Source organism: Psychrobacter sp. BI730, assembly GCF_013414195.1.
In the GTDB taxonomy this organism is placed as follows: domain Bacteria; phylum Pseudomonadota; class Gammaproteobacteria; order Pseudomonadales; family Moraxellaceae; genus Psychrobacter.
In genome coordinates this window covers 170577-194333 of sequence record NZ_JAATTV010000005.1, presented here as the reverse complement: position 1 = coordinate 194333, position 23757 = coordinate 170577, and the positions used below count along the sequence as shown (strand labels likewise).

General features: G+C 42.9%; 20 protein-coding genes and 1 riboswitch. Of the genes, 5 read left to right on the top strand and 15 right to left on the bottom strand.

The annotated features are described in order from the left end of the window. Positions 1-74: 74 nt before the first annotated feature. Together HCZ91_RS05535 and HCZ91_RS05530 are read right to left on the bottom strand one after the other, a co-directional pair. Entirely contained in the window at positions 75-1007 is a 933-nt protein-coding gene (locus HCZ91_RS05535; RefSeq protein WP_257019981.1) for a hypothetical protein, read from the bottom strand. Between the two features lie 211 nt (positions 1008-1218). Further along, a complete protein-coding gene (locus tag HCZ91_RS05530; RefSeq protein ID WP_179798600.1) occupies positions 1219-1752 on the bottom strand; it encodes a type IV secretion protein Rhs in 534 nt (177 codons plus the stop codon). Between the two features lie 444 nt (positions 1753-2196). Here HCZ91_RS05530 and HCZ91_RS05525 point away from each other — a divergent pair, with 444 nt between their 5' ends. Next, on the top strand, positions 2197-3486 hold the full coding sequence (locus HCZ91_RS05525) for a replication-associated recombination protein A (protein WP_179798599.1): 1290 nt from the start codon (positions 2197-2199) through the stop codon (positions 3484-3486). 408 nt (positions 3487-3894) lie between these two features. After that, complete coding sequence (gene ribBA, locus HCZ91_RS05520; RefSeq protein WP_057757842.1) at positions 3895-5007, top strand: bifunctional 3,4-dihydroxy-2-butanone-4-phosphate synthase/GTP cyclohydrolase II; 1113 nt, start codon at positions 3895-3897, stop codon at positions 5005-5007. Between the two features lie 142 nt (positions 5008-5149). On the opposite strand, the gene HCZ91_RS05515 is transcribed toward ribBA, so the two are convergent. From HCZ91_RS05515 to HCZ91_RS05490, 6 genes are all read right to left on the bottom strand, one after another. Then, positions 5150-5641: an acyl-CoA thioesterase gene (locus HCZ91_RS05515; RefSeq protein WP_179798598.1), complete on the bottom strand. Its 492-nt coding sequence runs from the start codon at positions 5639-5641 to the stop codon at positions 5150-5152. Between the two features lie 52 nt (positions 5642-5693). After that, positions 5694-6728 (bottom strand): hypothetical protein, encoded by a 1035-nt coding sequence (locus HCZ91_RS05510; RefSeq protein WP_179798597.1) that lies wholly within the window; start codon positions 6726-6728, stop codon positions 5694-5696. A 60-nt stretch (positions 6729-6788) separates the two neighbouring features. Next, entirely contained in the window at positions 6789-7778 is a 990-nt protein-coding gene (locus HCZ91_RS05505; RefSeq protein WP_179798596.1) for a uroporphyrinogen-III synthase, read from the bottom strand. A gap of 111 nt (positions 7779-7889) precedes the next feature. Continuing rightward, positions 7890-8924 carry a hydroxymethylbilane synthase gene (hemC, locus tag HCZ91_RS05500; protein ID WP_179798595.1) on the bottom strand — a complete coding sequence of 345 codons (1035 nt, stop codon included), beginning with the start codon at positions 8922-8924 and terminating at the stop codon, positions 7890-7892. A gap of 227 nt (positions 8925-9151) precedes the next feature. Continuing rightward, a complete protein-coding gene (locus HCZ91_RS05495; RefSeq protein ID WP_179798594.1) occupies positions 9152-9889 on the bottom strand; it encodes a LytTR family DNA-binding domain-containing protein in 738 nt (245 codons plus the stop codon). 329 nt (positions 9890-10218) lie between these two features. Beyond that, positions 10219-11244, bottom strand: a complete 1026-nt coding sequence (locus tag HCZ91_RS05490) for a histidine kinase (protein WP_257019980.1) — start codon at positions 11242-11244, stop codon at positions 10219-10221. A gap of 239 nt (positions 11245-11483) precedes the next feature. On the opposite strand from HCZ91_RS05490, the gene argH reads away from it, so the two are divergent. Together argH and HCZ91_RS05480 are read left to right on the top strand one after the other, a co-directional pair. After that, positions 11484-12857 (top strand): argininosuccinate lyase, encoded by a 1374-nt coding sequence (argH, locus tag HCZ91_RS05485; RefSeq protein WP_179798618.1) that lies wholly within the window; start codon positions 11484-11486, stop codon positions 12855-12857. A gap of 316 nt (positions 12858-13173) precedes the next feature. Next, positions 13174-13464 carry an oxidative damage protection protein gene (locus HCZ91_RS05480; RefSeq protein WP_057757820.1) on the top strand — a complete coding sequence of 97 codons (291 nt, stop codon included), beginning with the start codon at positions 13174-13176 and terminating at the stop codon, positions 13462-13464. Between the two features lie 99 nt (positions 13465-13563). Here HCZ91_RS05480 and phoU read toward each other — a convergent pair whose 3' ends face one another. From phoU to pstS, 5 genes are all read right to left on the bottom strand, one after another. Further along, positions 13564-14346: a phosphate signaling complex protein PhoU gene (gene phoU, locus HCZ91_RS05475; RefSeq protein WP_179798592.1), complete on the bottom strand. Its 783-nt coding sequence runs from the start codon at positions 14344-14346 to the stop codon at positions 13564-13566. Between the two features lie 119 nt (positions 14347-14465). Continuing rightward, positions 14466-15224: a phosphate ABC transporter ATP-binding protein PstB gene (gene pstB, locus HCZ91_RS05470; protein ID WP_218870065.1), complete on the bottom strand. Its 759-nt coding sequence runs from the start codon at positions 15222-15224 to the stop codon at positions 14466-14468. A gap of 250 nt (positions 15225-15474) precedes the next feature. Further along, positions 15475-16380, bottom strand: coding sequence for a phosphate ABC transporter permease PstA (gene pstA / locus HCZ91_RS05465; protein WP_179798591.1), 906 nt, complete (start codon positions 16378-16380; stop codon positions 15475-15477). A 61-nt stretch (positions 16381-16441) separates the two neighbouring features. Further along, positions 16442-17395: a phosphate ABC transporter permease subunit PstC gene (gene pstC / locus HCZ91_RS05460; RefSeq protein WP_102092671.1), complete on the bottom strand. Its 954-nt coding sequence runs from the start codon at positions 17393-17395 to the stop codon at positions 16442-16444. 209 nt (positions 17396-17604) lie between these two features. After that, complete coding sequence (gene pstS / locus HCZ91_RS05455) at positions 17605-18771, bottom strand: phosphate ABC transporter substrate-binding protein PstS (RefSeq protein ID WP_057757805.1); 1167 nt, start codon at positions 18769-18771, stop codon at positions 17605-17607. A gap of 293 nt (positions 18772-19064) precedes the next feature. Beyond that, positions 19065-19209: riboswitch (TPP riboswitch) on the top strand. A gap of 248 nt (positions 19210-19457) precedes the next feature. Between pstS and thiC the strand changes: the two genes are divergently transcribed. Further along, positions 19458-21572: a phosphomethylpyrimidine synthase ThiC gene (gene thiC / locus HCZ91_RS05450; RefSeq protein ID WP_218870057.1), complete on the top strand. Its 2115-nt coding sequence runs from the start codon at positions 19458-19460 to the stop codon at positions 21570-21572. Positions 21573-21696: 124 nt separating this feature from the next. Here the strand turns inward: thiC and HCZ91_RS05445 are convergent, their stop codons facing one another. Then, positions 21697-22587, bottom strand: a complete 891-nt coding sequence (locus HCZ91_RS05445; protein ID WP_179798590.1) for a fructose bisphosphate aldolase — start codon at positions 22585-22587, stop codon at positions 21697-21699. Positions 22588-22763: 176 nt separating this feature from the next. After that, on the bottom strand, positions 22764-23612 hold the full coding sequence (locus HCZ91_RS05440) for an EamA/RhaT family transporter (protein WP_179798589.1): 849 nt from the start codon (positions 23610-23612) through the stop codon (positions 22764-22766). Positions 23613-23757: the final 145 nt, after the last annotated feature.

The following is a 23757-nucleotide window of genomic DNA, read 5'->3' as shown; positions in this document are numbered from 1 at the left end:
TTAACTTTCGTTATTTGATATTGATTGTTTTATGAGAAATGATTAATTCAATCAGTTCATAAAAATATAATCAGTTACTGAAACTCTTTTAAAGTTTGCTCATATTTGGCAATCTGCTCATCGTATCCTTCGATAGTTTCATTAAATTTAGCCATTAAAGCTTCAAACTCTTGTTGCTGCTTCTGTTTCATTTGCTGCATATCAACCACTTGCTGGGCTTCTATTTGTTCCCATACCTGATGTTGGATGATTAAACGGGCAAGTGCCGGACTTTTTGCACTTACTCTACCAGCAATCTCTGCATGCTCAAATAACTGCGGAACCAAGGTCGCCACATTGATTAATGTATCAGAATCCTCTGCGCTCAGCGGTATAGTCACCGGTTGATACAAGGCGTCCATAGTTTGCTGATAGCGCTCTATGATTTGATCCTCGGTCAACATAACAGGTTTACGCGGCTCAAGACTGATGCGTTTCAAAACTTTTAAATCACGCTCACCAACTTCAGTGCTAGTATTGACATCTACCTCTGCATTTACATTTGGATCACTGTCTATCGCGTCAATATCGATATTCGATGACGCCACTTCTGCAGAACTGGTAGCAGTAGTATTCGCAATGGGAGCGGTATCATCGGTCGCTACTTCGTTATTACTATCTGTATTTTCATTATTATTAGTATTCAGTAATAAAAGCTCCTCACTGTCTGACGCATCTGCCGCTTGCAATGACTCATATTCCGCTTGCAATCGTCTCTGTAAACTCTGCGCCTGTGCGACATATATCGGCTGAAATTGTTTTATGCGCGCCGCAGCTGAGTCACTTTTTGGCATAGGCTTACTGTCTTCTACGCTTGTTTTTTCACTGGTTTGACTGTCATCAGCTACAGGCGATGTGTCAGACTGCTGACAGCCTGTCAAAAACAATACTCCTGACAGTGCGGCTACAAGCAAAGTCGGTTGGTAGCGGGTATCAACATTAGGCTTTACTGACAAAAATTTAAACATGAGAGTGTATATCCTTTGGTAAAGCAAAATTATTAAAGGGTAAATTATAATTGCGGTTCATTATTCTTTGATTTTTAGCAACACAACTAACTGTTAAATCGTCCAATATAGTTATCCAGTATTTATCCAACTGACCTATGTTTCAGTTAATGTATCGTTCTATAGCTCGGTTAGGACTTATCATAGCCAAGCTTAATCTTATTCTTTAAAATTAGATGACTGATGGATCATCAGTATTTTTTACCTTAACAATAGGCTGCACCGTCAAGAATGGAATACAAGCTTCCCACTCTTGGCAGTTCTGACCACGATGGCGACGTACAAAATAGTCTTGAACCATGCGTGCCTGCTGCTCAATACCATATTTAAAAAATGATTTACCTGTTTCTAACACGTAGTCGTATTTTCGGTTGATAATCGCTCCGCGTACCACTTTTAAGCCTTGCTGTAACTGCCATACGTGCGTTAGCTCGTGTATGAGCCAGCTTTGTTTGCTCAGTGGAGCTTCGCTAAAATCCGTAATCCAATCAACTGAATTAAAGTAAATATTGCCATTAGGGCTGACGGCATAATGTTTTAGTACCCACCACGCTGTCTTTAACTGCACTTCATCAAGTTTGATGCTGTCACCAAATATTGAATACGCCAACGCTATCTCGCCAGCTGTCAGATAACGTGATTGCTGCTTGCCTGTATCACTACGCAAGTAGCGATTGAATAAGCGTTTAAGAGTCAGTTCAGACATCGTTAATGCAATACCTTATATTTGATAAGCCATTTTTAGTGTTTAATAGTTAACAGTCGCAATTAGCCAACCTTTCCCATCAATACGGTAGAACTGTTAATAGTAGAGCCATTAATATAGGTCAATGACGAAAACTAAAGTGTTCGGGACACAAGCTATACGCTTAGTTAGCTTTCATTAACATATTTTTGCGTTAACCTAGCGCGTATGACTTGTAACAAGTACCATCCTTATAAACTAGCTTACTTCTACTGCTGATGTCTAATACTCATTGCTATTATAAAATTGCTGCGAAAATCATGCCAAACATATATGAGTGTCGAAACCCAATGAGAATGATGGAGTTAGACTAGTATGCTGTTATTTGGATTTAACTATAGAGACCTTGCCGTTACTACTTTTACAGCTAGTAAATAGTTTTTTCATTTTTCGATAGAGAGTCTTATGCCACCTAACTTCCATGCCGATACTCCACTTGCTCAGCGTATGCGCCCTACTTCTCTTACCGAAATCATTGGTCAAGAGCATTTGCTGGCAACTGGTGCACCGCTACGACGTTTAGTAGAGCAAGGACACCTGCCATCTATTATCCTGCACGGTGAAGCAGGTATTGGCAAAACAACCATTGCGATGTTGTTAGCCGATGCCGTGAATCGACCTTTTCATGCGCTTTCCGCGTTAAATACAGGGGTCAAACAGTTACGCGAAGTCCTAGATAATAAAGACTCACTGGCATTTGAATCACCTGTGGTCTTCATTGATGAGATTCATCGCTTTAATAAAGCACAGCAAGATGCGCTATTGGGTGCGGTAGAGTCTGGTGATATTACTCTGATTGGTGCTACCACTGAAAACCCATCATTTAGTGTCAACAACGCTCTACTATCACGTTGCCAAGTATATCGTTTAGAGCCGTTAACGCCTGAGCAGATAAGTGCCGTGCTGCAACGAGCCCTTTCAGAAGATAATATACTCAAAAAACTAACCGTCGACTTACAAGCAAAAGATACCATTAGTCAATTGGCCCACGGTGATGCTCGAAAGGCGCTAAACTTATTAGAGTTAGCTATTCAGACCGCTGATGCCAAACAGTCGCCAGTGATTATCGATGATGAATTGGTCAGCCGAGTGGCACAGACTGCTTTGGTAAGATATGACAAAGATGGTGAGCAGCATTACGATATTATCTCAGCAATGATAAAGTCAGTCCGTGGCTCAGATCCGGATGCGGCATTGTATTGGATGGCACGTATGCTCGTAGGCGGCGAGCCTGCTGATTTTATTGCGCGGCGCTTGGTGATTTTGGCCAGTGAGGATATTGGTAATGCCAATCCTAATGCTTTACTCCTAGCTGATGCAGCATTGCGTAGTGTGCAATCTATTGGTATGCCAGAAGCGCGTATTATTTTAGGTCAAGTTGTGGTGTATCTAGCGACCAGTGCCAAAAGTAATAGCACTTATAAAGCGATCAATGCTGCGATGGCGTTGGCTGAAAAAGATGCCTCACCTATACCGCTACACTTGCGCAATGGCGTGACCAAACTGATGCGTAGTCAAGGCTACGGTCAAGGTTATGCTTACCCGCACGATTATCCTAACCATTACTATCCTCAAAGCTACTTACCAGATAATTTGGTTGGTACCAGTTTTTACGAGTTTGCAGATAATCAGCGTGAGCAGCACAGTAAGCAATTTATGGACTGGCTAAAAAGCCAAGCAGCGAGTAATGATTAACTACGATATAGATCAATAAAAATATAACGCACAGTTTTATGAGTCAGTTTTGATGTTCATTGATAATATTTATGACTATTTTTGACATACTGAACGATATAGTGGGAAGATGGCGCAGCACGTGACGCTGAAAAGCGTTAAAATAACCTCATAATGATATATACAGGCAATTAAGCGAGTCACTTTTATATCAAATGATATTGCTTATAGCGCGATTTACTTGACCGTAGTAGCGATTTACTTGACCGTAGTAGCGATTTACTTGACCGTAGTAGCGCTTTGCTTGACCGTAACAGCGCTTTGCTTGACCGTAACAGCGCTTTGTATTATCTACTGCTACAATAAGCAGATAGAGCCTTATATTCTAAATGACACCTATTTATAAATAATAAAATATTGAGATTTACTATGAGTTTAAATGCAATCCCTGAGATTATCGAAGACATTCGTGCTGGAAAAATGGTCATCTTGATGGATGATGAAGACCGCGAAAATGAAGGTGATATCATCATGGCAGCGACGCATGTGCGCCCTGAAGATATTAACTTTATGATTACTCACGCACGCGGCTTGGTTTGTTTGACTTTATCACAAGCACGTTGCCAGCAATTGGCACTGCCACTAATGTCAGATCGTAACGAGGCGAAGTTTAGCACCAACTTTACTGTTTCAATTGAAGCGGCTGAAGGCGTCACTACGGGTATTTCTGCTGGTGATCGTGCACGTACTATTCAGGCAGCGGTATCTTCATCAGCAAAGCCTGAAGACATCGTTCAGCCTGGACATATTTTTCCAATTATGGCCCAAAACGGCGGTGTTCTTCACCGTGCAGGCCATACAGAAGCGGGTTGTGATTTAGCACGTTTAGCAGGTCTAGAGCCTGCAGCGGTGATTGTAGAGATTATCAATGCAGATGGTACGATGGCGCGCCGTGACGACCTTGAAATATTTGCAAAAGAACATGACATCAAGATAGGCACGATTGCTGACCTTATCAATTATCGTATCGCGAATGAGCAAACGGTAGAAGAGATTGAGTCACATCCGTTTGAAACTGAACACGGTACTTTTACGCTACATCGCTTCCGTGAGTTTGGCGCTGAAGAAACACATTTAGCCTTGGTAAAAGGTGATGTCAGCGAAGGCGTCAGCACTGTACGTGTACACGGTTTCCACCCATTACGCGATTTGTTTGCAGCTAAAAATGATATGACTGGCCGTAGTGGCTGGAGCGTACAGTCAGCACTAGAAGAAATCAGTGCTTCAGATCGCGGTGTGCTGGTATGGATTGGTAGCAATCAGCCAGTTGATTTGGGAGATGCGTTGGACAAAGCCGCAGACAACGAGTCTCAATCAACCATCACGCAACAGCCATATCGTAGTATCGGCGTTGGTGCACAGATATTACGTCATTTAGGTGTCCGTGATATGCGCTTATTATCATCACCAATGAAGTTTTTTGCATTGTCAGGTTTTGATCTAAACGTGGTTGATTTTGTTCATGCACCGCAGCAAGACTAAAAACTGTTTAAGAGTTTAGTTGCAGAATGAGTGATAAAAAAGGCACGCTAACATAATGTTAGCGTGCCTTTTTTTGTTTTTAGATTTTAATTCAAGATAGCTTTTTTGAAAAAATAAACCATCGACTCATATAGAAACCGACCTAAAGCTCAGGCGTATGACCAAACTCGGCTTCTAATGCTAGCAGCTGTCGACGCTCTGCTGCTGTCCATGGCAATTTACCTTTACCATCACTATCCAGACGTACTACGACTGCTTCTGCCATAGCAACGATTGTTTCTTGTGCGGTACTATAGTAACTATATTCCATCGCCATACTCGTATTGCCTAAACGCTTACAACGAACTCCTAATAATAATGTATCAGGATAGGTAACTGGGCGTAAATACTGACAGCTAGACTGGGCTAAAACCGTGACCATACTACCATCAAACATACCTAGCGCATGCAGATAACTAATACGTGCTGACTCAGCGTAACGATAGTAAACCACATTGTTCAGGTGATTGAAGGCATCCATCTCTCCCCACTGGATAGGTTGATGATGAATAACGGGATAATGAGCTAGTAATTCAGGGCGGTGTTCGTTTGCTGCGTCAGATATAGATGCTGACTTTTCATTAGAATGGGTCATTACTTACCTTACATTTTATATTTTCTGTATTAACTATTGTGACTAACTCTCTTTAGCGTTGCGGCTTGTCTAAGATTTCTGTCGTCAATAATGGCGTTGGTTTGGGTGCATGAGCAATCAACTGATTTAGCCATACAATTACTTCTGGTATGTCACTTGGTGCTTTCATTGTCTCAAGATTACTTTGACCATCGATTCGTTTTTTATCGGCTTGTACAATGCCAATCGCGCCAGCTTGTGCTGACTTTTTATTGTCGCTAGTTGAGGCCTTAGGCACCAACGTTTTTAACTGTTTACGTGCTTGCGCCAAATAGCTAACAAGTTGATCTTGCTTACGCATATTGCTGGCTTGGCTTGCTAAATTTAACGTCATGATGACTTCATGAATAGTGAGCTGACGACGCGTTAAATTTGTATCACTAGTCGCTGAAGTATCAGTGGCATTGGTTGCTTTAGGCTGCTGTTTATTTTCAATAGCTGCATCTACCAGCTCTCGACGCTGTAGATCCGTACCTTCATAACTGCCAAGACGCTCATGACTGTGCAAAAATTCCTGAATGTTCTGAATCGCAAGATTTTGTATTTGCCATGGGCTTGGCTGCGAGCTTTGTGCTTGCAGACGCTCAATATCTTTTAGCAAACTTTGCTTGATAACGATGGTTAACGCAGGCGCAATCTCATTACTGCTTTGCGATAATTGCCAATGTAAACCCCGCAATAGCTCAATCGCGGCACTGTCATTGCTATCCGCCAACAGTCTATCAGCAGCTTTGATTTGGATACGCAATAGGTCCAACTGATTCTGAGCTTGGCTACTGGCTTTAACTCTAGGTTCTGGCAGCGTCTGCTGACTCATAGCAAATAGACGATCGTCCATTTCGTTTAGTCGACTGATTACTTGCTCATTGCTCTGCAAACGATCGTTGACACTATGCTGAAAGCGCTGCTGACTAATATATAACCACAATAATGCAGCGATCAGTAATAAGATAACCAGCCATTGCATCCGTAGCAGCAAAATATTTGCTTGCCGGCGCTGCTGAACAGTAGAAAGATCCTTAGATAAGGACTCAGAATTCATTGACATAAGGCAGTACCGTTATTGGTATAGATAAACATGTTTAAAGCAAATGAGAAGTTTTAGGTATTATATTTTAGAATGAATGGCTGAGAGAATCGTATCTGGCGACAAATCCTCTACTCGCCAGTAACTCAACTGCTGTGCGGCAACCATATTGGCAAGACGCTCACCCAACACAACGTAAGAAAAGTCTTTTAGCGTAAGCGAAGGCCGCTCTGCTATATCAGCCACTGCATCCGTATTTTGCTTTTTTTCTAACGTCTTTGATTGGTCGTCATTGACGATATTTGACCAATGCTCAAAAGCTGCCGCACTGCTGATGACGACAATTGGCTTTGGCTGCTGTGATGACGTAGTACTATGAGTAAGAAAATCTTGTTGCCATTGCTGATACTGAGCCATTGCATCGATAGGCATCGTACGCTCGTACCACGCAATACTATCGATATGTACACCGCGCGCCTGTAATGTATCAACCAATAATCGTCGTCCACCAAGCCCCCGCCATATCAGTAATTTATCGCCTGCTTGTAAGCTATCGATTTCAGGCATTGCTAGCATGCCTTCGTTATTGGCCGTCTCAGGCTGAAGTATTTGATAGTTTGTTGTATCTATACGCACCTGACTGAACTCTGCCGCCGTTGCTTCACCAACCGCAATTAGAGAACTAGGTAGTGACAAACCTTCTGACAATTTCTGCACATATTTGCCATTACTATCTTTCGCTTTGTATTTACGCTTTTCATGTTCAAGTGATTGCCAAGCGACTAGCCCTGAAGCTGCCGCAGTTGGACTGACGATAACAAGCGCTTTGTACTCCCCTGCCATCCACTGACGCATTAATGCAATATCTAGATCAGTTGTTGGACGTGGTCGTAGCGTCAACATTGGCATCTCAACCACTACCAATCCTGCCGATTGCAAATGCTGAGTCAGCGGTGCTGCTCGCTCTACTGGGCGAGTATTGATGACAATTTGCGGCATTACTTTTGACTTCTCATTAGCATAATTCTTATGAGAAGTTATGTATGTAGATTGAGTTGGCATTGATGACATAGGTATACCATGACAAAAAAACGAATGAAAAAGGCTTAAGTATACAAAAATGGCTGATGCTTAGATCAGCCTATCTTGCGATTAATCCAGCCTATAGCGACTATACTTGTCCTACTCAGGCTGATAGATCGCTGACAAAATAGCTCCTGCGCCATCGGCAAGTAGCATTTCTGCAACATCGATACCCAATTGATTGGCTTGGGCTTCTTGCTCAGCTTGTGTCCCAACCAACGTAGCTCGTTTGTCTGCCTTCAACAATTCGCTACCATCAGCCTGACCCACTCGACCGCGTAGCCATAGCACATTACCGCTGTCGTTATTGCCGTTATCGCCATTGTTATCATTCTTAACACTGGTTTCTTCAGCTGTCTGCAGAACTGCATAAGCGGCGATCGGTACTTGGCAGCCGCCCTCTAAATGACGGTTCAGAGCGCGCTCAGCGATAAGCCGAATACGGGCTTTATCATCATTGAGTGGTGCAAGTAATTTGAGGACTTCTTCATCGCCTTCACGGCATTCGATTGCTAAAGCACCTTGCCCAACTGCAGGCAAACAAGCTGCGATATCAAGCTCACCGCGTATTCTCTCGTCCAGCTCAATACGTTGCAAGCCGCTCGTTGCCAGAATAATGGCATCGTATTCACCAGCATCTAACTTGCCCAAACGAGTGCCAACATTGCCGCGCAAGGTTTTGATTTGCAGGTCAGGACGATAGGCTTTGATCTGGCATTGACGACGTAAACTTGATGTCCCAACGACTGCACCTTGTGGCAACTCATCAATACTATTATAAGTATTAGAGACAAAAGCATCTGTTGGTGAGGCGCGTTTACAGTAGACGCCTAATGTCAGGCCTTCGGGAAGCTGCATCGGTACATCTTTTAATGAATGCACTGCAATATCTGCTTGTTTGTCATACAGCGCTTGTTCAAGCTCTTTTACAAACAATCCTTTACCACCGATTTTAGCCAAAGGTGTATCCAAAATCTTGTCACCCTTAGTGACAATTTTTAGTAAATTAATCGTCAGATTAGGATATAACGCCAATAAGCGATCACGAATATGCTCGGCCTGCCATAAGGCTAAAGGACTTTGACGTGTAGCAATATTTAGAGTAGTTAAAACAGGTTGCTGCGGATTGCTCATAAAGGGCCTCAATAAGTTCGATACTAATACTATAGTGGCTATAGTCCCTATGTCAGTACTATTCGTATTTATACTGAATAATATCGATATTACTCGATAGGGCAAGTTTGCCAAAGCATAGGCGACTCAAATGATTAATAGTAGATGCTGACGCAAAAAAATACCCCTATTTAAGCATAAATAAGGGTTTGATGATATGGATGATTGGGCGCTATCAGGACAGCCTATCACATGCTTTGGATTTTATCACGTAAGGCAGGTAAGTGACGACGACTGACCGCTAGCGTCTCATCAATACCTTTAAAACGTATCTGATACTGGCCTGCGTCTAAGGTTTCTAAAAAGTCCAAATAACTAAGGTTGATGATGGCATTGCGATGTACTCGGAACAGACGATCATCGAACTCTTGCTCTAACTCTTTTAGCGTTTCATCAATCAATACAAGACCATCTTTATGGCGTACTTTGACGTATTTTTGATCTGCCGCAAAATAATAGATATCTTTTAGCTTAATCAATTCAACACCGCGATGCGTACGAGCAGCGATATGTTCACGTATCGGACGTGCTGTCGGGTCTTCAAGCTTGCGAATTTCGTTTAGTTGAGCGGCATTTAGGTTCTTTGCTTTGTTTAATGCCTCTAGTAGCTCATCTTTGTTTGCAGGTTTCAGCAAATAGCCAATTGCATTGGCTTTTAATGCTGCGATCGCATAATGGTCGTATGCCGTCACAAATATAATCGCTGGTGGATGCTCAAGTTTGGCAAGTTCTTGAGCACAGCGTACGCCGTCCATTTCAGGCATTCGGATATCTAATAATATAATATCTGGCTGCTGGGTTTTTACAGCGACGATGGCTTCTGCACCTGTTGTGGCCTGAGCAACGACTTCATGGCCTGACTCCTGTACAATTCTCACCAAGCGCTCACGCGCTAGGGGCTCATCATCACAAACTACGATACGCATGCAAACTCCCATCCAAGGACATACTTAATATTTTATTTAATAATATTACGGCTATATTAGCACTCATTATCAATCACTTAGAATATAAAATCTAAATTATTTAATAAAATTCTGACAAAAACCACCAGTTTTTATAGCGGACAATATACTCCTGCTATCGGTAGATTTTATATGGTGTAATTGTGTTTCACGGTAGTTATGATATTACTTATTCGTAATCATTATTTATCAAACATAAATTATGACGTCTATACATGGCGATGCAATAAGTATGCCAAATAGGCTTTTAAGAGTTGAAAAAATGGAGAAAGCTAATAAAGAACAGTAGGTTATAAACCGACGTCTTGTAGAGGATAGTCGATGATGGTGATAATTTGAGTGCTGGCTACCGAGCTTTGAATGTCAGCACTTTGACCAAAATGGGCACGCAAACGATCAGCTTGAATATAGAAATTCATATGCTGGCGCAAATCATGATTGATAATTAATGTCTTTTTGGGAAGCGCAACATCAATCATAATTTTAACTCGGTGTTGTTCCCACGTGACTTCGATATTAATGCAGATAGTTTCTGTCGTCATCTCTACCACATTGAGCAGTATTTTCTCTAGCACGCTTTGTAGCGTTAGCGCAGTGATAACCATGTCATACATGATATCTTCTTCAGGTAACGTCCAATTGACTTCGAGCTTGTCTGCTAAACGACTAGATTCGATTGCCAAATAATGCTCACAAAGATCGACCTCTTCTTCAAAGCTAATCTCGCGTGTACCACTAAAACTAGCACGGAACAATGCAGAGACGTGCTGTAATAAGTCAGCGGCTTTGGGCGGGTTCGATTCAATCAGTGATACAAGTGTATTGATAGTATTGAAGAAAAAGTGCGGAGCCGTACGGGCTTTTATGAGATCATTTTGTGCGGTCAGTTTATATTCAAAAGACAGCTTTAGCGCATTTAGCTCACGGTAGCTACGCAAAAAATATAATAAAAATACAGTCGTGAAAACACCAGCCAACAAGGTATTAAGCACGATATTCAATACAAACGTGCGACTATCATATGTTAGCCAACCGAAATTAATCATAGATAATGTGACTAACGCCATCGAAACTGCAGCAGCAAACATCAGTAACAATACAATGCGCATACTTACGCTAAGAATACTGGCATTTTTGAATGCAGGGCGTAGGTAGTCAACTAAATACAGTGAGGGAATAACTGTTAGAGCATTTTGAATGAAACTACGTACAAACTGAATCATGAAATCTGACCAAGTGGCTAAGCTATGGCGCTCCATTACCGTTAGGAACAAGGACCAAAAAAAGATATATGTCAGCCACTGCCAAGGCCTCATGATTTCCATGAGTTTAGGAATAAAAAACTCTAAGCGTGTAGCTAGTAAGGCAACCTCATCATTTGCTATACTCGAGTTCTTATTCTGCTGACTTGTCTTGTACCGATATGAACGCCAATTCTTCAAAACCTAGTAATCCTGAATCAAGTAAAAGTTCATCTGTCTCTGATTTTAGCACAGATGCTCCGATAACAAGTACCACAACGCAGACTGCGCCTGCTAGTAGCCAAGGCCAACAAATGTGGGGCGGGCGCTTTAGTGAAGCGACAGATAGCTTCGTTGCTGCCTTTACTGCCTCTGTGGGCTTTGACCAACGCTTTGCTCGTCACGATATTCAAGGCTCGATTGCTCATGCAACGATGCTGAAAGAATGTGATATTTTAACTGCCGATGAAGTTGCCACCATTGTTGACGGCTTGCAGCAAGTATTGCGCGAGATTGAAGCAGGTGAGTTTAACTGGTCGATCGCTCTCGAAGACGTGCATATGAATGTAGAGTCGCGTTTAACTGATATTATAGGTGCCGTTGGTAAAAAGCTACATACTGGTCGTAGCCGTAACGATCAGGTAGCCACAGATATTCGCCTATGGTTGCGCGAAGAGACTGATAATATTATTGAGTTATTAGTACGCTTACAAAGTGGCTTGCTTGATTTAGCTGAGAAGCATACTGATACTATCATGCCAGGCTTTACTCATTTGCAAACGGCACAGCCTGTTAGCTTTGGCCATCACGTGATGGCATGGTTTGAGATGTTGTATCGCGATACTGAGCGTCTTGTCGATGCACGTCACCGTATCAACCAAATGCCACTTGGTAGTGCAGCGCTTGCTGGTACAACTTTCCCAATCGATCGTACCATCACTGCTGAATTGCTAGGTTTTGAAGGTATTTGCCAAAACTCACTGGATGCCGTTTCAGACCGTGACTTCGCGATTGAGTTTACTTCAGCGGCTTCTATCTTGATGATGCATATGTCACGCATGAGCGAAGAGATTATTCTTTGGATGTCAGCGCAGTTTAATTTTGTGCAGATACCAGATCGCTTCTGTACTGGCTCATCGATCATGCCGCAAAAGAAAAATCCTGACGTACCTGAGTTGGTACGCGGTAAAGCGGCACGCGTCTTTGGTCAGCTGATGACCTTGCTTAGCTTGATGAAAAGCCAGCCGCTCGCCTACAACAAAGACAACCAAGAAGACAAAGAGCCTTTGTTTGATTGCGTTGATACGTTGACAGGTTCGCTATTAGCATTTGCTGATATGCTACCGAATATCACACCAAACAAGGAGAGCATGCGTGCTGCGACGATGAAAGGCTATGCGACTGCGACTGACTTGGCAGATTACTTAGTACGTCAAGGCGTGGCATTCCGTGATGCCCATGAAGTGGTTGGTAACGCTGTTGCTTTAGGCATCAAAGAGGGCGTTGATCTAAGTGATTTATCATTAGCACAGCTACAGCAATTTAGCGATGCTATCGGTAAAGATGTCTTCGACTATCTAACGCTAGAAGGCTCATTAGCAGCTCGTGACCATCTAGGTGGCACTGCACCAAACCAAGTCAAGCAAGCGGTGGTCAATGGCCGTGCTCGCTTAAAAGCCTTTGCCTAATCAGTACTTTTGAATAAAAGCTAACCTGCTAATATAAATTTAACACCCGCTATTTACGCGGGTGTTTTTATTTGTCCTATGACCTCTACTGGATTAGCCAATGTCATTATCAAAATATCACTAGCTTTGAAAACCTAAATAAAAAGGTTAAACGTAGATAGTATTTGTCATACACCAACTACCAAAGACTTTATAACAAATGGATAGAGGTCTAACGATATACATTAGTACCCTTTGCTAAATCTACCAAGACCGTTATCATAGACTCATATGATATTTGATTTAACCACTTAATATAATGAATAAGGAATGCCTTATGACTGAGACTTTTAACCCTCAAGCAAATACTGTGTTTTGTCGTAAATATAAGCAAGATTTGCCAAAGATGCCGCATCCACCCTTCCCTAATAAAAAAGGTCAAGAGCTGCAAGAGACCGTATCTGAAAAGGCGTGGAAAGAATGGCTGGAGCATCAAACGATGCTTATTAATGAGAATCATCTAAGCATGATGGATCCTGCCGCCAAAAAGTTTTTAACAGAGCAGCGTGATAAGTTCTTAGACAACGAAGACTATGAGCGTGCACAAGGCTGGACACCAGAGAGCTAGGATGTACTTGCTTTCTACTAGCTACATTTAGTAGTTATAAAAAAACGCGCTTACTATAGCGCGTTTTTTGTTATAAGGTGAAAATCAATGTCTTTCTTATCAGCCTTCATCACTATCTGACGTTTCAAGCTCATTGGCTGATAACGTGCTAACTTGACGAGCAGCTAAGCGATCATTGGCTTCTTGCACCGCTTTTTCGACCATCGTATAGTCTGAATGACGCACGTCCTGCCCACTGATATAGTTAATCACTAGCTCTGCGACATTTTGTGCATGGTCACCAATACGCTCTAGCGATCGTAATATCCACATGATATTAATGACTTTTGATACGTGGCGTGAGTCTTCCATAATATAGGTCATCAAAGCACGAATGGCTGACTGATATTCGGTATTGACCGCGCTGTCATTACGCATCACTTCAAACGCTTGCTCCGCATTCGATTGACTAAAAGCTTCCAGCGAGTTGTTTAGCATCAGACGAACTTGATTGCTCAGATGCTGAACTTCAGCATAGCCGTATGCTGATTTGCCTTCTGCCGCTATTTTACTGGCCATTCGCGCAATTTTTACCGCTTCATCGCCGATACGTTCCAAATCAACCACACCTTTACTGATTGACATGACTAAGCGCAAATCACTGGCTGCTGGCTGGCGCTTGGCGACCAATAACAAAATGTGCTCGTCGAGTTCGACCTCCATTCGATTGATATCGAAATCCATATCGATGACTTCTTGCGCCAGTGTTTCATCTTTATCGATCAGAGCATGAATAGCTTTGGCCACTTGGTTAGCCGCGCTATCACCCATGTATAAAAATAAACGGATGGCTTCATCAAGATCTTGGTCAAAACTTTTGGAGATATGCTTATCACTTTGCATAAGAGGTATTCCCTAGAATCTATATTTTAATAGCGCAGTGTGCTTATGAAGTTAGAAAGTCGGCTTATGACATACTAATCAGCTTTGTCTGCTTGTACCGACTTCAATCTCAATCAATATTAGCCATAACGACCTGTAATATAGTCTTCTGTCGCGGTTTGGGTAGGCTTGGTGAATATTTGATCGGTCTCACCCATCTCAATCATATCGCCCAAATACATATAGACCGTGTAGTCAGATACGCGTGCTGCCTGCTGCATATTGTGAGTGACGATAGCGATGGTATAGTCGTTTTTCAGATCTTCGATCAAATCTTCGATAGCACCCGTCGAGATAGGATCCAACGCTGATGTCGGCTCATCAAGCAACAATACTTCAGGCTTGGTCGCGACGCTACGGGCGATACATAGACGCTGCTGCTGGCCACCTGATAACGACAGTCCTGATGCTTTTAGCTTGTCTTTCACTTCTGGCCATAGCGCTGATTTTTTCAGTGCCCACTCGACGCGATGATCTAGCTCGTCTTTGCTTAATTTTTCATATAGTCGTACGCCAAAGGCGACATTGTCATAGATTGACATCGGGAACGGCGTTGGCTTCTGAAAGACCATACCAACTTGTGCACGCAATAAGTTCACATCGATGTCTTTACCCAAGATGTTTTTGCCATCTAAATTGATATTGCCCTCTGCGCGCATACCTGGATATAGATCGTACATACGGTTAAAGGTACGCAGTAGCGTAGACTTACCACAACCTGAAGGACCAATAAAAGCGGTCACTTTTTTATCCGCGATATCGATATTGATGTTTTTCAATGCCTGAAAATCATCGTAATAGAAGTTTAGATCTCGAACTTCCATTTTTGCAGCAGGCATATTCTTAGGAATATCTTGAATCGTTTGTTTATTAAAATCAGCAGTGTTTGGTTGCTGAGCTTGGGCGCTAGTAGACATGGGTCTATTTAATAGGCTGCCTGTTGCCGTATTAAAGTTGTCAGCAGTCGTGTTCGTACGGACGTTGCTTAGGACATCATTCATAATATTTCAACCTAGCTCAATTAATTTCATATAAGTTTAAGTAAATGCTTAGCGTGTAGCGTACTACAGTCTGGTCTGCTCTCAGCCCTTATTTGGGCTGACCTCTACCACCGATAAATCTTGCCAATATATTCAACACTAGAACAGATGCGGTGATAAGTAGTGCTGCCGCCCAAGCCAACGTATGCCAGTTGTCATAAGGACTCATCGCAAACTGGTAAATGGTATTGGGTAAGTTAGCAATAGGCTGCCCCATATCTGTACTGAAGTACTGATTGTTAAGTGCGGTAAATAGTAACGGTGCTGTCTCACCAGTGATTCGAGCAAAGGCCAGTAGCACACCTGTGGTCAGTCCAGCTCGTGCAGCTTTTACCGTTACCTGAGTGACCAGTTTCCATTTAGGAGTCCCTAGCGCATAAGCTGCTTCGCGTAGACTATTCGGTACCAAGTTCAGCATGTTTTCTGTCGTACGCACGACCACTGGAATAACAATCAGCGCCAATGCCAACGCGCCCGCCCAACCAGAGAAACTTTGACCTTTTACCATCAGCGCATAGATAAATAGACCGATGACAATCGATGGCGCTGACAATAGAATATCATTTAAAAAGCGAGTGACCTTGCCCAGCATACTGCCTTTAGAAAACTCAGATAAGTAAACACCTGTCATAAGACCAATAGGTGCACCGATAAACAAGCCTGAAAACGCCAACATGACCGAACCAACGATAGCATTGCGTAAGCCACCCGCACTCATCGGTGGCGGCGTATCAGCGGTAAAGATTGGCAACTGCACCATGCCTTGGAAGCCTTCAACAAACAAAGTCACCAAAATCCATGATAACCAAAACAAGCCAAAAATCATCGCTGACATGGCAAAGCCTAGACCTAACTTGTTGGTCAAACGACGCTTGTTATACAGGCTTTGATTGTAGCGGGTAGCGCCGTTTGGCTTAGTAGGTAGTGGTGCATTGATCGTATTGTTAGCAGGCATAATATTTATTTCCCATATCTTTTATCAATATCTATCAAGGTTCAATAAATCGGTAACAGACTTATCGGTTACCTGCTTTGTGATCCATGCGCATGAGCATCAGTTTTGCTAAAGACAGCACAATGAAGGTGATGACAAATAAGATTAAGCCTAGATGTAGTAGGGACGCAAGATGTAGCTCACTAGACGCTTCAGCAAACTCATTGGCCAAGGCCGAGGTAATCGTCACACCAGACGTGAATAGGCTTGGACTGATATTAAACGCATTACCAATCAAGAAAGTAACTGCCATCGTCTCACCCAATGCACGACCAAGACCCAAAATCACACCACCAACGACACCAGCTTTGGTATAAGGCAGGATAATCTTGAACATGACTTCCCAAGTCGTCGCGCCCATGCCATATGCTGACTCTTTCAGTAGATCTGGTACGACAGAGAAAACATCACGCATGGTGGCAGCGATGAACGGTATGATCATAATGGCAAGCACTAGAGATGCGGTAAACATACCTAGCCCCATAGGTGCACCTGCAAACAGCTTACCGACAATAGGCAAAGGACCGACGTGCTCAATAAACCATGGCTGAATGTGATCACCAAAGAATGGCGCAAATACGAACAATCCCCACATGCCATAAATGATAGATGGGATACCAGCCAACAACTCAATGGCGATACCAAGTGGTTTTTTGAGGAACTTAGGGCACATCTCGGTTAAAAATATCGCAATACCGAAACTGACTGGAACCGCGATAACAATGGCGATAAATGACGTGACTAAGGTGCCGTAAATAGGCGCTAATGCCCCGTATTCATTGGCGACTGTATCCCAGTTATTGCTGGTATAAAATCCCAAACCAAACTCTTGAATACTCGGCCATGCTCCAACAATTAGAGACACCAAAATGCCCCCTAGAGATAGAAGGACGAGTATGGCAAACGCCTTAGTAGAGTTGACAAATAAAGCGTCGTAACGTTTTTGTTTAGCCAGTTGGGACCTTAAGTCTGTCATAAGTGTCTCAGCATTGAATGGGATGAATCGAAATATTAAAAAGATGTATATCAGGTCTTAACACAACAAACTTAAACGGTATGAGTAAGCATATCTATCGAGATGTATTCATCAAATTTGCTGTATTAAAACCTCTCAAACAACTACCGGAGAATAGTTATTCGAGAGGATAACTTGTAGGATACTAAATAGTATTTAGCAGAAACAAATTACTGAGCTGGCTTGTAGACAGGCTGTCCATCGCTACCTTTCACTTCGTTCCACTTCTCTTTGAACAAGGCTACTGCCGTGTCAGAGAATGGTACGTAGTCTAGTTCCATGGCGCTGTCATCACCTTGGGTATAAGCCCAGTCAAAGAAGTTCAACACGCCAGCGACTTGCTGAGGATTTTCTGGTTGCTTATGTACCAAGATAAAGGTCGCAGCAGCGATAGGCCATGCTTGGTCAGTTTCAGAGTTGGTGATGACTTTATAAAAGCCTTCTTGTTGTGACCAGTCGATATCACCTGCTGCAGCAAACGTCTCAGCAGATGGCTGTACGATGTTACCAGCTGCGTTTTTCAGCGCAGTATGTGACATCTTATTCTGCTTAGCGTAAGCATACTCAACATAGCCGATAGAGTTTTTCATACGGTTTACGTAGCTTGAGACGCCTTCGTTACCTTTACCGCCTGCACCAGTAGCAGAGGTCGGCCACTTGACGGTTTTATCAACGCCAACGGTGTCTTTCCAGTCTGGTGAAACCTTGGCAAGATAGTCAGTAAAGTTAAACGTCGTACCTGAACCATCTGAGCGGAATACTGTTGTGATTGGGGCATCTGGCAAGGTCAAATCTGGGTTCATCGCCTTAATCGCAGGGTCATTCCAGTTACTGATTTTACCCAAATAGATATCAGCCAACGTTGTGCCGTCTAGCTTCAGTGCGCCAGGCTCAACACCGTCGATGTTGACAATTGGTACAACACCACCGATGACTGTTGGGAACTGAATCAAACCTGCTTCGTCTAACTCTTCAGGCGTCATTGGGGCATCAGAAGCACCAAAGTCTACTGTTTTTGACTGAATTTGTTTGATACCACCAGATGAGCCAATCGACTGATAATTGACTTGGCCACCGGTCGCAGCATTGTAGTCATATGACCATTTCGCATAGATAGGCTGCGGGAAAGACGCACCTGCACCTGTAATATTCATAGCGATATTTTCAGCAGATTTAAAATCTGACGTAGCAGAAGATGCTGTCTGAGAAGTTGTTTCAGCTGTTGTCACAGCGCTACTGCTAGTATCAGCAGTTGGCTCCGCCGTATCTGTTGACTTATTACACGCCGTAAGCATTAATGTACAACTGACGGCCACTGCTAATAACGAATAACGCATGTAGGACTCCTGAAGTTTAACAACGGTATAAAAAAGCATTGCTTGTGATATGCGTGCTATCTTGCCAAATCTTTATGACAGTTTAATGACAACTTCTAGAATCCTTCATTCGCTTTACATAATATTTGAATAATTCGTCTACAACCTAGCAATACTAAGCACCCTCATCTATCAACACTCAGAAAAATTATTCACAAAAATATGGAATCGTGTGTTTGACACAGAATATTTGTATCCAAATACTATTAGCCGTTGGTACAGAATTTTGTTAATATGAAGGCTGATTTACAACACTGACAGACTCGGGGTGCGGTGTATTTTTGGCTCACTTTATTAAACTTGCTTTATTAAAGTAGTCGCCTTGATACATTCGCTGAGAGATCACCCGCCGAACCTGATGCGGTTAGTACCGACGCAGGGAAGTCTTAAGCACTTTGTTATTTATGACAAAGGGCGCGTAGAAATACATTTTTATCGTCACTACTGTCTTAATATGCGTGATGCATAACCAGATAAGAAGAGAGGATATAAAGCTGCGTCCAATATTTGATGAGCACCATGCGCGACGATACTTTTTGGTCGAAGTTGTGGGTTCATGATATAAACTTGTCTAGATGATGGATGCCTACCCCCGCAGATACTGGCGGTGTTGATTTTATTCAAAAACCAACACGCTAGGACAGCATATGACTACTGCAGACACTACTTCAATTGCACCGAAAGCCCAAACGCATAACCCAGCCGACAATACAACGCTTGCTTCAAATGCTGCTGACACGACCAACGTCAAGGCAGATAAAAAAGCAGATGCACTAAAAACCCCTGCTCACCGTGCCGCAAGTGATGCCCGTTTCGAAGAAGATGCGCGCGACCTACACCGTATTTTACCTGCCTCAAGAAAAGTCTATATCGAAGGCTCAAGACCTGACATCCAAGTACCGATGCGTGAAATCAGCTTGGCTGATACGCCTGTAGGTGGCACTGGAGATAAAGACGGTGAGCATAATCCACCGTTTTATGTGTATGACACCTCAGGTGTATATACCGACCCTAATGTCGATATCGACCTCACACGTGGATTGCCAAAATTGCGTGAGAACTGGATCGCAGAACGCAATGATACAGAGCAACTAAGTGGCCTATCTAGCTCATACGGACAAGCGCGTGCTCGCGACATCAGCACTGCTAACCTTAGATTTTCTCATATCGATAAACCGCGTCGCGCCAAAGCAAGACAGAACGTCACGCAAATGTACTACGCACGCCGTGGCATCATCACTCCTGAGATGGAATATATCGCCATACGCGAAACGCAAAAGCAGCATGAACTGACCGATATGCGTCAACACGATGGCGAGAGCTTCGGTGCCAATACTCCTCAAATCATTACTCCTGAATTCGTTCGCGATGAAGTGGCAGCTGGACGCGCAATTATCCCAAACAACATCAACCACCCTGAATCTGAGCCAATGATCATCGGGCGCAATTTTTTGGTGAAAATCAATGCCAATATCGGTAACTCAGCGTTGGGTTCGTCTATCGATGAAGAAGTATCCAAAATGACGTGGGCAACACGTTGGGGTGCGGATACCATTATGGATTTATCAACGGGTAATCATATTCATGAAACCCGTGAATGGCTAATCCGTAACTCTCCTGTGCCGATTGGTACGGTACCGATTTATCAAGCATTAGAAAAAGTCGATGGCGTCGCGGAAGACCTAACGTGGGAGATATTCCGTGATACGTTAATTGAACAAGCAGAGCAAGGCGTGGATTACTTTACTATTCACGCTGGCGTGCTATTACGCTATGTACCGCTCACCGCAAAACGTCTGACAGGTATCGTCTCACGTGGTGGTTCTATCATGGCGCAGTGGTGTCTAGCCCATCACAAAGAAAGCTTTTTATACACGCATTTCGAAGATATCTGCGAGATTATGAAACAGTACGATGTGGCATTTAGTCTAGGTGATGGCCTACGTCCTGGTTGCTTACAAGATGCCAATGATGAAGCGCAGTTCGGTGAGCTACGTACGCTTGGTGAATTGACCAAAGTCGCATGGGAGCATGATGTACAGGTGATGATCGAAGGCCCTGGACACGTCGCGATGAACCGGATCAAAGAAAACATGGACTTGCAGCTTGAGCTATGTGCTGACGCGCCTTTCTATACTTTAGGGCCATTAACCACAGACATCGCCCCAGGTTATGACCACATCACTAGCGCTATCGGAGCTGCCATGATTGGTTGGTTTGGTACCGCGATGCTATGCTATGTCACACCAAAAGAGCACTTAGGGCTACCAAACAAAAAAGACGTTAAAGACGGCATTATTACTTATAAAATCGCTGCACACGCTGCTGACCTTGCTAAAGGTCATCCAGGAGCACAAGCACGTGACAATGCGCTATCTAAAGCACGTTTTGAATTCCGCTGGGATGATCAGTTCAATCTAGCGCTCGACCCTGATACGGCACGCGAATATCATGATGAGACGTTGCCAAAAGACGCTCACAAATCGGCACACTTTTGCTCCATGTGTGGTCCTAAGTTTTGTTCAATGAAAATCACTCAAAACGTGCGTGAATATGCAGCAGGACTGGATAAAGATACCGCTAACCAAAAAGTAACGCCGCAAACGGGTGACCTAACCGATGCTGGTCACCTAATCAAAGAAGTAAATACAGAACTCGTCGGACAAGTGGGTGAAGCCACTGCTGAGGAAATTCGCCAAGGCATGGCCGAGATGACTAAAAAATATAACAACGAAGGACGTCAGTTATATAAAGAGGTGTAGAGTTAATAACCTATACTTTTGAAATAAGAAAGGCCCTACTATTTAAGTATTTGCACACTTATCTAGTAGGGCTTTTTTTGGCTTATTTACTTATGCTTTATGTGCGAATTTTCATTTACTATGTTTACACTTTAGATGCTTCATAAATCTCTTCAATTGAAGCATTAATTGTCTCAGCAAATTTACTATCGCTTTGTTGCTTACTCAAGCCTTCGGTAAAAGCACGCGAGAAGCTCGCAATCATACCTGGGTTTTGTTTTAGCTTGGCACAAGCATCGCTACGACTATAGCCACCAGATAACGCCACAACTTTTAACACTTTAGGGTGGTCAATCAGCTCCTGATAAAACCCTGCCTCTTCTGGTAACGTCAGCTTAAGCATCACTTGATGTTCATCATTCAAGCGTTCCAGATTGCGCAGTATATCTGTCTTCAACAGTAACTCGCACTTATGCTTTTGAGTGCTCTCAATATTGACCTCTGGCTCGACGATAGGCATCAGGCCTTTTGAGATAATTTGCTTAGCCACATCAAACTGCTGCTGTACCACAAGCTCGATACCATCGACATTTGGCTCATAGATGACTGAGCGCATTTTAGTACCGAATACAGGATAGTTTTTTGCTTTATCTAATAATAGATCTAGATTCGGGATTGGCTTCATAACTTGTACGCCGCTCATTTGCTCAGCCAGACCTTTGTCTACCTTTAAAAATGGTACGATATTTTTATCTTCCCATAGGTAATTAGCTGTCGACTTACCATTGACTTCGCGCTCCATGGTATCTTCAAATAAAATTGCACCAAGTACACGCTCGCTATCAAAACAGTCACACGTCATGATACGAGCACGCATTTCATGAACCAAATCAAACATGGCTTCATCGTTATCATAGTCGTCGCTGCTGACACCATAAGTCTCTAACGCTTTCGGTGTGCTGCCGCCACTTTGATCAAGAGCAGCAATAAAACCTGAACTATTTTTTATACGCTGTAATTGCTTATCGTATTCCATTGAGCCTGCATCCTATTTTTATTGGTTAAATTAAATATCATAAACTAAGCTTTTTTATTCCATACAAGCCGTGTTATTTGTAGATAACCTTATCATAGGATGATTTGTATGCCTATATAGGATACGTGACAATATAGCCAAAAAATCATGAAACCAATACTTTTAGACAATGTGCATTACGCCAAAAACAGTACCCCTACACAGCAGACTGCCAATACTAATCCTATTATATTAATACGGTTCAACTGCTCTTTAAATACACCTACGCCGATCAATGTCGCTACGGCAATAACACCGACATTCATACCAGTGAAAACAATACTAGGAGAATCATGCAGCACTTGGTGTGCCCGCACATAGGCATAAATATTGCCCATGTTTAATGCGCCGAGCAGTAGACCTGTCGTAAGAGCTTTTTTTTGCCAACGTACCCGTGTGACAAGTAAATAGATTAAAAGCAATACACCTGCTACGCCAAAGCTAACCAGTAGAGTCAACGGAAAAGCTGCCCCTTGTTTGGCAACTTGTTTGAACAAAATATCAATAATGCCGTAGCCTGCCCATACCCCGAATAACCACAGTGGCGTATGCTTTGCTTGCCGAGTAATATCGTTATGCTGTGGTCGATAGACAAGCGCACCTAATGCCAAAAATCCTAACGCCAATCCAAGTATACGTGTACCAGTCAGCACCTCACCGAATAGCAAAAAAGCCGCTACGATAGGAATAATGAGTGATAAGCGCTGAGACGCGTCGGTTGCTACCATCCCCACCGCTTCAATAGCCCGTCCCAGAATAATAAATACGGCAGGTAATAGTACTCCAAGCGCAATGATGATTGCCCAAGCGCTATCAAGCGCATGTATGGCACTTACATCAGGTTTTAGTAATACCCAAGTCAGTAAAAAAGCCACAGGATAGCCTGCCACGATGGTCTGACGAATATCTATATTTTTCTGGCGCAATATTTTCAAAAGTACTGAGACGGCGACGCTACATAGCACCGCTATTATTAAATACATCATTCACTGCTACCTTTTGAACTTCAATGTTGAGTTATTACTGTTCGTACATTTATAAAAACCATTAAATAAAATGCCTGCTAATCAGCTGATTTTCGCAATGAAATCATGCTTATAAAAGCAATATTTAAAATATGAATAAGTTTGG